This window comes from Actinophytocola sp. (assembly GCF_036402745.1).
Taxonomy (GTDB): Bacteria; Actinomycetota; Actinomycetes; order Mycobacteriales; family Pseudonocardiaceae; genus Actinophytocola.
In genome coordinates this window covers 14,842-27,230 of record NZ_DASWSJ010000216.1, presented here as the reverse complement: position 1 = coordinate 27,230, position 12,389 = coordinate 14,842, and the positions used below count along the sequence as shown (strand labels likewise).

General features: G+C 71.5%; 6 protein-coding genes. 1 reads left to right on the top strand and 5 read right to left on the bottom strand.

What is annotated here, in order from left to right; genetic code table 11:
• Positions 1 to 52 precede the first annotated feature (52 nt).
• Genes VGD70_RS20815 through VGD70_RS20795 form a run of 5 tightly spaced genes read right to left on the bottom strand, consistent with a single transcriptional unit; the run spans position 53 to position 11,456 of the window.
• A complete protein-coding gene (locus VGD70_RS20815; protein ID WP_331083802.1) occupies positions 53 to 538 on the bottom strand; it encodes a hypothetical protein in 486 nt (161 codons plus the stop codon).
• Positions 539 to 584: 46 nt separating this feature from the next.
• Positions 585 to 3,668, bottom strand: a complete 3,084-nt coding sequence (locus VGD70_RS20810) for a multicopper oxidase domain-containing protein (RefSeq protein ID WP_331083800.1) — start codon at positions 3,666 to 3,668, stop codon at positions 585 to 587.
• A 29-nt stretch (positions 3,669 to 3,697) separates the two neighbouring features.
• Complete coding sequence (locus VGD70_RS20805) at positions 3,698 to 5,002, bottom strand: multicopper oxidase domain-containing protein (RefSeq protein ID WP_331083798.1); 1,305 nt, start codon at positions 5,000 to 5,002, stop codon at positions 3,698 to 3,700.
• A 20-nt stretch (positions 5,003 to 5,022) separates the two neighbouring features.
• Positions 5,023 to 6,285 carry a multicopper oxidase domain-containing protein gene (locus VGD70_RS20800; RefSeq protein WP_331083796.1) on the bottom strand — a complete coding sequence of 421 codons (1,263 nt, stop codon included), beginning with the start codon at positions 6,283 to 6,285 and terminating at the stop codon, positions 5,023 to 5,025.
• Positions 6,286 to 6,338: 53 nt separating this feature from the next.
• Positions 6,339 to 11,456, bottom strand: a complete 5,118-nt coding sequence (locus VGD70_RS20795; RefSeq protein ID WP_331083795.1) for an SdrD B-like domain-containing protein — start codon at positions 11,454 to 11,456, stop codon at positions 6,339 to 6,341.
• Between the two features lie 264 nt (positions 11,457 to 11,720).
• Here VGD70_RS20795 and VGD70_RS20790 point away from each other — a divergent pair, with 264 nt between their 5' ends.
• Positions 11,721 to 12,389 carry a response regulator transcription factor gene (locus tag VGD70_RS20790; protein ID WP_331083793.1) on the top strand — a complete coding sequence of 223 codons (669 nt, stop codon included), beginning with the start codon at positions 11,721 to 11,723 and terminating at the stop codon, positions 12,387 to 12,389.

Genomic DNA, 12,389 nt, shown 5'->3' with positions numbered 1-12,389 from the left:
GCCGACCGCGCGGCCACCCCAGGCACCACACCCGACCGCGCGGCCATCGTGGTCACCGCACCGGTACGTGGCGCAGGTGGGTGTTCCCGGCGGTCACCTCGACCGACTCACCGCTGCGCACCGTGTTGTGGTTGTTCAGGTAGAGGATGTAGTAGGTCTGCCCCGGCCGGAGCTGGTGGCCCTGCTTCATCAGCGCCGTCCGGTACACGTCACCGGAACGCCGCTCGCTGCGCAGCACCGGCGGGTGGTGGGTGTTGTTCTGGAACCGGCTGGCCTTCTGGCCGTCGAGGACCGTGTACCGGACCTCCACGAGGCCGCCGTCGCCGACCACCGCGATCTGCTTGATCCGGATGCCGAGGCTGCTCTCCATCGCCGGGTCCTGCGGGACCTGGTAAGGCTTGCGGGCCTCCGCGGTGGGCGCCATCTGCCAGACCAGCACCGCGATCACGGCGGCCACCAGCAGGATCGACAGCCCTGTCGCCCGGGTGCCCAGCAGCCCGAAGACTCCCGACCATCCGCGTACTCGTTGCCGCTTCACAGTTCCTCCTCGTGTGGGTCTCGGACGGGGTGGGTCTCGGAGGTCGTCACGGCAGGGTGAACCGGGTGGAGTTGACCGCGTCGAACGATGCCGAGCCGGTCGTGCCCGTGCCGCCGCCGGTCAGCCCGAACAGCAGCGTCTCCAGCCGCACCGTGCCGGTGTTGAACCCGGTCAGCCGCAGCGTCGTGGCACCGACCGTCAGCGACTCGGTGGCCGAGGTGCCAGCCGCCCAGTCCACCCGCACGGTCTGCGTGCCGGTCACCGTGACCCAGTTCGTGTACGTCACCGCGCCGGTGTTGCGCCGCGCGCCGAGCCGTAGCTGCTGGGCGGTGCCCGAAGTGCGGTACTGCACGACGAACAGCGACACGCCGCCCGTGGCCTGCCCGTTGGCGATGTTCACCGTGCCGGTTCCGGTCGCCAGCGTGTCCGGCCGGAACTGGAACTGCAGGTGGTACGCGGACTCGGCGAGCGGGGACTGGTCGGTGACGTAGCCGCCGTTCGTCGCCCGCAGGCCGTTCGCGCCGGTGAGGGCGGCGCCCGGGGTGACGGCCACCGGACCGGTCGCCGCGCTCCACGAGCTCGTGTCGCCCGACTCGAAACCGTCCGCCAGCAGCGTGTTGCTCAGCTGGGACACGGTGATCCGCACGGTCGTGAGCGCGCCCCAGTTGCCGGCCGCGTCCTTTGACCGGACCGACAACGTGTGCGCCCCGACCGAGAACCCGCCCGGCGCGATCGCGACCCGCAGGCTCCCCGACCGCGGCCCGGTCGAGGTCACCGGAATCGCCCGGCCGGCCCCGGCACCCGGATCGGCGCCCTCGAACCACTCGGCGCCGGTGACGCCGGACAGCGCGTCCGTCGCGGTCCCGGTGAGCGTGATCGAGGTGGTCGCGCGGACCACGGTCGCCGGCGAGGCGGCGAGCGCGGCGGTCGCCGGGCCGCCCCGGTCGACCACGAGCGCCACCGGCGCCAGCGGTCCCCAGTTGCCCGCGAGATCCTTGGCGTGCACGTAGACCTGGTGCGTGCCGTCGGCGAGGCCGGTCAGCTGGCTCAGCGGCAGCAGCCCGTAGGTCGACTCGCCGCTGGCGTTGAACGCGCCGTCGAGTGCCACGAACGTGAAGCCGTTACCCGGGACACCGCTCGGGTTGTCGAGGAACCCCTCGGCAGCCGCGATCGGCGACCGCAGGTTCCCCGCCACCGAGTCGGTGAACGCGGCGCTCACCTGGATGGCGCTGGCGTCGACCGGCGAGCCGGTCCGCCCGTTCGTCGGGCTCGGGACGGCGATGCCGCTGTCCATCGTCGGCGCCGTGCGGTCGAGGTTGATGGTCAGCGCCTGGGTCGGTCCCCACAGCCCGAACGAGTCGTGGCTGTGCACGAGGACCGTCACCGGGCCTTCCGGCTGCGCGGCGAGCGTGGCGGTGGAGATGGTGCCACGCAACGAGGTGACCGTGCCCGGCGTGAGGGTGAGCGCGGTGCCCGTGCCGCTGGCGCCGGCCGCGCCGAGGAAGAACTCGGCCGCGTCGACGGTGCCGCCGAGCAGCGAGTCGTCCCCGGTCGCCGTGAGCTCGACCGCCGTCGACCCGTTCGTGGTGGCCGGGGTGAGCGCGCCGCCGGTGGTTGCGGGCCCGGAGCTGCTCACGGTCAGCACGACGGTGTTGACGACGCCCCAGTTGCCCTGGAAGTCCAGGGCGCGGACGTAGATCAGGTGCTTGCCGGTGCTCAGCGCGGGTGTCACGGTGCGCAGGTCGAGCGAGGCGGTGGCGCCGGTGACGGTCGGCCCGCCGAACGCGCCGGTGAACGGCGTGCCGGTGCCGACCGCGATGCCCGGGTCGTCGACGACGAACTCCGCCCGGGTGATGCCGGAGTTGCCGTTGTCCACATCGGAGAAGTCGGACTTCACGGTCACGGTCTGCAGGGCCGTCGCCGACGCCGGGGTCGCGGAGACGTTGCGGGCGACCGGGCCGGAGGTGTCGCCGGACGCGGGGGCCACGCCGGTGTCGAGGAAGGTCAGCATCCCGCCGAGCGCGACCTGGTTGGTGGTGCCCACCCGGTGGCCCGCGGTGTCCAGCCGGCCGGCGGTCTCGTACACCGCGAACTTCGCGCCGTGGTCGGCCGCGGGCACCGTGACGAGCGTGTCCTCGGTGCCGCCCGGCGGCACCGGCGCGGTCACGAGCGGGCGCGGGGACCCGAGCGGCCGGGCGTCCGTGCCGAGGGCGGTCTGCGCCGCCCCGAGCGTGCCCATCGCGTGGCCGAACACGCCGGCGTTGACGTAGCGCAGCAGCACCCGCCGGCCACCGGCCGTCGCCACCGGGTCGGTCTCCGGGAAGGCCTTCCCGTTGATCAGCCGGTAGGTGGGCTGGAAGCGGCGCATGTCGAAGCCGAGCGGGTTGGCGTTGAACGCCGGGTCCATCTCGGACAGCACGAGCACGGCCTCGTCGTCGAAGGCGCCGGCGGCGTCGCCGTACGCGGTGCCCGCGGCGCTCGCGGGCCGCACGACCAGCGCGCCGTAGACGCCCATCGCGGCCTGCCGCGCGCCGTCCGGGGTGTGCCCCGCCTCGTAGAGGTAGGTGCCCGGCCGCGACGCGGTGAACTCGTAGGTCTTCTCGCCGCCCGAGGGCGCGCCGGTCAGGTCGTCGGGTCCGCCGAGGAGCCCCGGCACGGCGATGCTCAACGCGCCGGGCAGGTCGTTGTGGACCCGCAGGGACACCGCGGTCCCCTCGGGAACCACCAGCACGGGACCGGGGACGGTGGCGGGCCCGGCGCTGGTGGCGGACAGCCCCCAGATCGGCAGCGGGCTGCTCGAGACGGTGAGCGTGCCGGTCTTGGCGAACAGCTCGCAGGCCGCCGTGCCCGCGGTGACCGTGCAGCCGCTGCCCGCCAGCTCGCCCTGGGGCGCGGCCTGGACCCGCGCACCGGTGTCCGACGGCAGCGGCTTGGTGTGCCGGGGCGCGGTCGCCTTGTGGGTGGCGGTGTGGGTGAGGGCGGTGTGGGTGGCGGCGGTGTGGGTGACGGCCGTGCCGACGGGCTCGGCGGCCGCGGCGGTGGTCGCCCCGGCGCCGGCGCCGGTGACCGCGAGGCCGACCGCGACACCCACGATCAGCACCCAGGCACGCGGGCTCTGGTTGGTACGCATCGATCTGCCGTCCCTTCTGGCTTGCGCGGTCATGCCGCCGGACATCCGGACGGTGGGTCGATGCGAACCAGCGTCATCATGCCCCCGAAGCTCGCGCCGAAGTTGGTGGCCTGCTCGAGCGCGTGGCTGTGCGCGACCATGTAGTACTCGCCGCACTGGTTGTTGCGCACGATGCCCGCGGGAACCTCACCGGGTGCCCCGCCCAGGTACGGGTTCTCGCTGAACCACGTCTCCGTGCCCGGCCCCACGATCTGGTCCTGCAGCTGCGGCAGCGGAACCGGGATCGGGTTCGACTCGGCGTTCCAGTGCTCGGCGTCCACCCACTGGTCGAGCGTGTCGACGCCCTGCCCGGGCGCCACGTCGACGAGGAACTTGTTGTAGGACGCGTCGGTCGCGCCCGCGCCCTCCACCGGCTGGCCGTCCTGGTTGATCACCCGCTGGTCGTTGCCGTGCGGGTGGAAGGGGTAGTCGACCGAGCCGGCGTTGAGGTAGCGCACCAGGGCCGGCTTGTTGTTCGGGTTGCCCGGCACGTACGGCGTGATGTGCACCAGCGAGCCGTAGGGCTGGTTGGGCAGCCAGGCCGCGTTGTCCGGCGCGATCGTGTCGGGCATGCTGCGGCCGTTGATGAAGAAGTACCGCGGCTTGGTCTTGGTCACGTCGTAGGCCTGCTTGCGCTCCACCGCGAGGTGCAGGTCGGGGTCCACTTCGGACAGCAGGTAGACGTACTCGTGCTTGGGGTCGAACGCCGAGTCCCCGCGGGCGTTGGCCTGGCCCGGGTTGCCCGGCGGCCGCACGACGAGCGCGCCGTAGAGGCCCATCTCGCGCTGCTTGGCCACGTCGGTGCCGCTCTCGTACAGGTAGGTGCCCGGCGAGCCGGCGGTGAACGTGTAGGTCACCGTGCCGCCCGCGGCCGGCGCGACGTCGGTGAGCGAGGTCAGCAGGCCCGCCGTGTCGATCCTCGGCTGGGCGGCGCGGCCGTCGGCCTGCTGGTCGCGCTGGCCGGCGAACAGGATCGAGGTGGCCTCGGGCAGCGAGTTGTGCAGCACCACGGTCACCTTCACCCCGGCGTCCACGCACAGCGTCGGCCCGGGCAGCTGGAAGCCCTTGGTGCTCATGCCGTAGCTCCACATGTAGATGGAGTTACCGTCCGGTGTGGACACATAGCCCGACTTGGCGTCCATCGAGAAGGTGTTGGTGGTGTTGGTCTCGCACGGCAGGCCGTCGCGCACCTCGGCGCTCGAGGACGTCGCCGGCACGAGCAGCACGAACGCCACGAGCACGATGAGCAGCGCGGGGATCGCCACGGTTGGCCGCGGGGCGCGGATGCGCGACATGGGAACGCTCCTCTACCTGATCACGTGTTCGGGGTGGTTTGCGCGGGCCGGGTGCCGCGGGGACTGACCCTGATCTCGGTCAGCTGTCCGCCGTAGCCGCCCGCGCCGCCGTTGGTGAGGAACGCGAGGTGGCGGTCGTAGAGCAGGTACGTGCCGGGCGCGGGCGCGGTGAACAGCACGTCGCGGCTCTCGCCCGGCGCGATCTCGACGCTGTTGCCGGTCTCGAAGTGCGTGCTGGCGTCCCGGCCGACGAGCAGCGTCGCGTCCTTGGCCACGGTGGTCAGCTCGATGCCGTCCGCGGCCAGGTTGTGGCTCTGGTAGCCGAGGTTGGCCAGCCGCAGCAGGACCCGGTCGCCCTCGTTCGCGGTGACGAGCGAGCTGTTCGGCTGGTAGCGCAGCCGGCCGGCCGCCGGGGTCATCGGGTCGCCGTTCGGCGCGACCGTGTCCGGGTAGCTGCGCCCGTTGATGGTCCAGAAGCTCGGCGCGTAGTCGGTCCAGTCGGTGGTCTGGATGTGCGCGTCGCGGTAGTGCGCCTCGGCCCACACCTCGTTGAGCAGCATGCCGAACTCGCGGTCGTAGCGGGTGGAGCCGTCGCCGTCGTTGTAGGCGTAGCGGCTGCCGGCCGGGTCCCCCGCCACCGGGTGCGCGTTCTGCACCGGCCGGACGTAGACGAGCCCGGTCATGCCCATCTGCACGTGCTCGACGTCCTCGAAGTGGCAGTGGTACATGTACGTGCCGGGATCGCGGGGCCGGTAGAAGTAGGTGAAGTCCCGGCCGATGGGCACCGAGATCGACAGCTCCGGCACGCCGTCGAAGAGCGGGATGGCGTTCTGGAAGCCGTGCCAGTGCACCGTGTGCCCGTCGGTGAGGTCCGGCCGCTGGGACAGCCCGAGGTTGCTCAGCGTCAGCTTGATGTCCACGCCCTCGTCGAAGCCCAGCGTCGGCGCGGAGACCTGCGCCTTGCCGCGCTGCGCGGTGACCGCGGCCGCGTCGAGGCCGGTCACGTCCCGGAACCCGAAGACGTAGAGGTCGAGCTGGCTCGGGGCGAGGGAGTCGGGCCAGAACGGCAGGTTCGGCCGGGAGCTGGGCGGCATGGACGCCCAGCCGTCGGTGGCGGCGAGGTGGAGCTCGACGGCCGGCGCGGCGGCCGCGGCCGTGCGTCGCGGCGCGGCGGCGCCGTGGGCGGCGAGTAGCCGGCCTGCCCCGATCGCCGCCGCCGCGCCGACTCCGCCGGTGAGCAACGCGCGCCGAGTCATGGCACGGCGTGGGGGTTCGATGCTCACGGTGTCCTCCTGCTCTTCGTGGTCGGGTTGGCCGTCCTGTGCCATCGGGTCGCTCACGGGATCTCGTCCGCACCGATGTCGGGGAACAGGAGGCTCCGCAGGTCGCCGTCGTAGTCGGTGCTCGGGGCGAGCACCAGGGCACCGCCGTAGTTGCGGCCGAACGCGCCCGAGTTGCTGGCCGGCGAGACCGCGCCGACGAGGTGGTAGTCGCCCTGCAGCTGGGGCGGCACGTTCTTCGCCACGATCACGGCCTCCCGGAAGGTCGGGAACGTGCGCGAGGTGAGGATCGTGACGGACACGTCGAACGCCGACTTCACCCTCGGGTCCTGCCCCACCTTGTTGGTGGCGCTCGGGGTCACGCCCGGGTCGTACTGCAGCAGCACCGAGTTGGTCGGGGTGAGGGTCACCCCGGCGTCGACCGAGCCGAGCTCCCAGCGCCGGACCGGGTCGCCCGCGGGTGCCTGCGGTGAGCCGACCCCGGAGACGAACTCCCCGTTCCAGCTGCCGGCCCGGTTGTCGTAGAAGACGTTGTTGAGCAGCAACGGGTTGCTGTACCTCGCCGCGTTCGCGGGCAGCGTGGCTTGCAGCTGCACGCTGTTCAGCGTGGTGGCCAGGCCCGCCGGCGCGGGCGCGCCGGTGCTCGTGATCGCGGTCGCCGTGGTGATGTTCTTCATCACCGTGTTGTTGACCAGCCGGACGTTCGTGGCGTCGTCGAGGGCGAGCCCGCCACCCTCGTGGGTGGAGATGTTGTCGGTGATCAGGTTGTTCTCGATGGCGATCGGGAAGTTGCCGGCCTGCAGCAGGCGGATCCCGCCGCCGTCGTCGTTGGACATGTTGTCCTGGATGAGGTTCTCGTGCACGGACAGCGGTCCCGACCCGGCGGAGGGCTGCGCGAGGTTCGTGCTCAGCTCACCGGCGATCATGATGCCGCCGGCCTCGTCGTAGGACTGGTTGAACCACAACCGGTTGTTCGCGATCTGACCGTTGTTGCTGCGGCCGTAGTGGCTGATCCCGCCGCCGTACTCGGCAGAGAAGTTGCCGCACAGGTCGTTGTGGTCGACCGAGTAGTTGTTGGTCCCGTTGAACAGCCCGATCCCGCCCGCGAGGTTGGTGCCGCCGTTGTCGTGGATCTGGTTGTGCGACACGGTCAGGCCGCGGTTGACGATCGTCGTGTTGTAAGGCGTGCCGACCCGGATGCCCCCGGCGTAGGAGCCGCTGTTGCCGGCGATCACGTTGTTGGTGAGGTTGAGCGAGTTGACCGAGGCGTGCACGTACACGCCGCCGCCCTGGGTGACCGCCGCGCCGGGCGCGCCGGCCGGGGTGTGCACGCCGCCGTTGACGACGTTGAGGTTGACGGGGAAGTCGGCCTGCGCGCCGCCGGTGATGCCGAACCCGTCGATGGCCGAGCCGGTGTTGCCGGCCGGTGGCGCGAGCACGGTCACCGTCGCGGAGTCCGGCACGTTGACCGGGCCCTGGTACTGCAGCCCGCCGACGAGCGCGAACCACGCGATGCCGGCGTCGTTGCCCGGGTTGAAGCCCATGCCGTCGATCACGGAGCCGCGGACGTAGCTGCCGTCGGTGCGGAAGCCGCCCGGGCCGACGCCCTGGAGCTGGACGGTCGAGTGCACGACCAGGTTCTCGAAGTAGGCACCCTTCGGGTTGTCCTGCCCCTGCGGGCCGGGCCACACCACGACCAGCTGCGCGCCGGTGCCGCGGGCGGCCGCCTCGAGCGCGGCCTGCACGGTGGTGAACGTGGTGCCCGGCGCACCCGGTGTGGGCGGGTTGACCTGCAGGAGGCGCGGGTTGTAGATGGGGCCGAGCAGGTGCACGGTCAGCCCGTTGAGGGTGGTCTGCCCGCTACCTGTGCGCAGCGCGAGGGACACCGGCCCCGCGATGAGCGTCGCGGGCACCTGGACCGTCACCGTCGTGTCCGACCAGCTGGTCACCGGCAGGTTGACCGAGACCCCGCTGGGCCGGGTGACGCTCACCTGCCCGGAACCCCTGGTCGCGCCGAAGCCGGTGCCGTTGATCGTCAGCGTCCGGTTGGCGTCGGTTCTGGCGACGTAGGGCCGGGACACGGCGAACAGCTGCGGCGCGGTGGCCGGCGGGGTGCAGTCCACCGGGTTGATCTGGGTCGAGCCGGGGGCGGTGGCCACCACCGCGACCTGGGTCGGCGCGGTGTCGGTCACCGTGTAGAGACCCGGCCAGGCCTGGAAGTTGGTCGCGATCGTGCGGTAGCGCCGGTTGTAGTTGCTGTTCGGATGCCCGGGCTGGCCGGGGTCGTTGCCCACGAACTTGTACATGCCAGGACACGGTCCGGCCGGCAGCGGGCAGTTGTAGGTGGACGTCGAGGGCTCCAGCGCCTCGTAGAAGCCGTTGAAGTCGGTGTCCACCTTGTCGACGAGCCGCCCGCTCCAGTCGTAGATGCCCATCGGCACGTTCGGCAGACCCGCGGCCTCACCGAACTCGACCGAGCGCTTGTCGTAGGCGAGGCCGAGGTCGTTGATGGTCAGGCCCCAGAAGTGGGTCGGCAGGGGCACCTCGGTGAACAGGTTGAAGTTCGGTGCCGTGGCCTGCGCGCCGCGGACGGTGACCAGCTTCTGGTCGCACAGCGGGCGTTGCTGGCCCTCGAACGGGCTGCCGCCGCCGTCGACGAACGCCTGGTTGGTGACGTGCACGAGGTGGTTCGCGCCGGCACACGGGGCCACGATGCCCGCGCCCTGGGACGGCGGCGCGCCCGGATCCGGTTGCGGCTGCGCGGGGTTGGGCTGGTCGCCGGACTGCTCCGCGGACGGCGGGAAGTTCTCCTGCGGCAGGTAGCCGTCGCCGGTGAAGACGTTCACGTCCTCCTCGCGGGTGACCTGGTACATCGGCCCGCCGCCGACGGGGTTGTCGGGGATGCCGACCGCGACGAGGTAGTCGTCCGGGGGCAGCGGCTGGTCGGGGTAGTGGGCGTCGGCGAGGTTCGCGTACAGCGGCAGCTGGTGGTCGGGCGCGGGGTTGTCCGGGTCGTCCGGCGGGAACAGGTTGAGCTTGGAGGTGGCGAAGGCGTAGTTGCCGTTGACCGTCTGGCCGAAGTTGTCCGGGTTGGCGTCGCTCGGCCGGGTCTGGACGCCCTGCAGCGGAGCCTCCACACAGGACTGCGGATCCTGCTCGGGCAGGCCGACGGCCTGCTGGTCGGTGAGCACGTCGCCGTTGTGGTTGCGCGGCACACAGCCGGCCGGGCGATGCCAGGTCTCGGAGGTGTAGGTGTCCGCGAGCTCCGGGCCGCGGGCGGTGGACCCGTCGGCGTTGAGGATCGGCGTGCCGTCGGCGTCGCGCTTGACCGCGTACAGGTGCACGGGCACGTCCGGCACACCCGGCTGGTAGGACTCGCTCACCGAGTAGCGCGGGTCGAGCTCGTTGCGGGTGGTGTCGTAGGTGACCGTGCCGGCGATGCCGCCGTTCTCGGCTCCGGCGTAGGGCTGGACGCCCCAGTCGACCTGGCCGCGCAGCCCGATGATGGGCAGGATGCTGATGTCCACGGCCGCGCCGAGCAACGTCGTCGGCTGCGGGTCGTTGTCGGCCTTGTAGGTGATTCCCGTTGTCTTGTAACGGGTGTTGAACGCCTCGAGGACCAGGAACTTGCTCAGCGGGTAGACCTCGTTGATCGTGTACCGGCCCTGCGAGTCGGTGGTGACCGTGTTGGTGCCCTGGTCCATCACCGAGTTGTCGCGCTCCTTGACCGCCACCGCGAACTGCGGCACGCCGCTCTCCCCCGGGTCCCGCTTGCCGTTCGCGTTGGCGTCGACGAACACCGAGCCGTGCACGGCGGTGTGCCAGCCGGCCAGGCCCTTCTGGCCGACGTCGACCGTCTGGCCGTTGTTCACGGTCACCGAGAAGCTGTCGAGGATGAGCTCCTGCGGGTAGTCCCACAGGGTGAGCTGGTAGTCGCCGTCGGGCACGTTCCTGATGTCGAACCGGCCGTCGCTGCCGGCTCGCGCCATGTAGACCATCTGGTCGTTGTTGCCCAGCGCGGACAGCGCGACGTAGGGCCGGTCGACCGGGCCGCGCACGTTGGCGCCCGCGATGCCCGTCTCGGGCACGGTGACCCCGCCGGTGCCGCCGACGTAGGTGTCGACCTGGACCGCGACACCCTTGATCGCGCCGGCCGGCCCGGCCGGCAGCGCCTTCGGCTCGACGAACCCGAAGTCCACATAGGGCACTCGCTCGCCGCCGACGGTCTGCTCGGTGTCGTAGCCGGTGTCGCCCTCCTGGACCCAGATGTCCCAGTCGTGCGCGCCCTCGAGGGTCGTGGTCTGCGCCCAGGTCTGGCCGGTGGGCGGGACGACGGACGCGGCGTAGCGGTCCGGTCCGAGGTTCTCGATGACGATGTCGCCGGCCGCGTCGCTCACGCACCGCCCGGGCGAGTTCGGCGCCACGACCGGCTTTCCGCCGGCGAACACGATCTGACCCTTGGCGTGCGTCGCGTCCGGTGCGGAGTGGACGTAGGCGGTGCACAGCGGGTTGCCGTAGTAGTCGGTGGTGACCTCGCCGAGCACGTCGGCCAGGTGCGCGGTGAACCCGGCGAGCCCCGGCTCGGCGCCCATCTCGTAGGTCGCGTCGACCGGGACGGCGTCGTGGAACACGCGGATCCGGGCGGTGCCCAGCGGGAGGGGGTAGGGCTGCATGTCGACCGTGACCTGGTGGGTGCCGCCGTCGACGCTGAAGTGCGCGCCGTCGATCTTGTAGCCGTCCGCGGTCACGGAGATCAGGTAGCGGCCGGGCGGCAGGTCCGCCAGCGCGGTCGCGTCGTTGAGCTTGGTGGCGTCGCCCTGCGCCACCACGGGGACCGAGCCGGGGGTCTCCCGCACGGACGGCCACTGGCACGTCGAGGCGAAGTCGGCCCGGCCGCCCGCCCGGCTGGGCAGGCAGTTCTGCGTGGCGTCGTGCGGGTTGCCCACGTCCTCCGCGGCGATCAGCCACTGGTAGTCGGGGATCGCGTCGCCCTTGCGTATCTGGCCGGGCGCGGTGCCCACCGTCCGGGCGCTCTGGACGTGCAGCGTGATCGCGCCCGGCTGCGCGGCGTGTGCCGGGGCGGCGAGCTGCGGCAGGACCACGGGCACGACCACGGCCAGCGCGATCAACGCGACGGAACCGAGTGTGATCCACCGAAACCGGATACGTCTCATGATCATCCTCAGGTGTCGTGCCGTGGGCACCGTTCGCCGCGCGGTCAGGTACTGCAATCCGCACGTCGTCACGCGAGCCGGGGATGCGGCGTAGATGACAGCTCTGTCATGTGACTGTCACCGGTAGTAGCGCGACCCGTCCGGGTGCGCCGGAGAGCGCCGCCAAATGGCCTGACCAGCAAGTTTTCTGGTCACGGTCGGTAACGCCGGGCTGGATGCCGACGACCTCGGGAATGACAGTGCGGCCGCGGCGAGTGGGCGAAAATGAGCCGAGTTCTGGTTGTGGACGACGAGGAGCGGGTTCGTCGTCTGCTGCACCGCGCGCTGGAGTCGACGGGGTACACCGTCGACTGCGTCGGCAACGCGGCCGAGGGGCTCGCCGCGGTGCATTCGGGCGACTACGACCTCGTGGTACTCGACCTGATGCTGCCCGACCGGGCCGGCGACGACCTCCTGGTCGAGCTGCTCGCCGACCGGCCGGACCTGCGGGTGATCGTGCTGTCCGCGGTGCCGGAGATCGGCGCGCGGGTCCAGGTGCTCGACGCGGGCGCGCTCGACTTCATGATCAAGCCGTTCGTGATCGCCGAGCTGCTGGCGCGGATCCGCGCGCGGCTGCGCGACCACCGGCAGACGCTCACCGGCCGGTTCCTCCAGGTCGGCGACCTGCGCCTGGACACGCAACGCCGCACGGTGTCGATGGGCAGCCAGCAGACCTCGTTGTCCCACCGGGAGTTCCTGCTGCTCAACCACCTCATGCAGCGGGCGAACCAGGTGTGCAGCCGCGAGGAGCTCCTCGCCGACGTGTGGGGCTACCAGTTCGACCCGGGCAGCAACGTCGTCGACGTCTACGTGCGACGCCTCAGGTCCAAACTAGACGGACTGCGGAAGATTGAGACGGTGCGGAATGTGGGCTACTGCCTCTCTGCGAGCTAG

Bases quoted from the DNA above. Each gene is read 5' to 3' on its own strand.
- VGD70_RS20810 (WP_331083800.1), bottom strand. From the start codon at position 3,668: ATGCGTACCAACCAGAGCCCGCGTGCCTGGGTGCTGATCGTGGGTGTC.
- VGD70_RS20805 (WP_331083798.1), bottom strand. From the start codon at position 5,002: ATGTCGCGCATCCGCGCCCCGCGGCCAACCGTGGCGATCCCCGCGCTG.
- VGD70_RS20790 (WP_331083793.1), top strand. From the start codon at position 11,721: ATGAGCCGAGTTCTGGTTGTGGACGACGAGGAGCGGGTTCGTCGTCTG.
- VGD70_RS20795 (WP_331083795.1), bottom strand. From the start codon at position 11,456: ATGAGACGTATCCGGTTTCGGTGGATCACACTCGGTTCCGTCGCGTTG.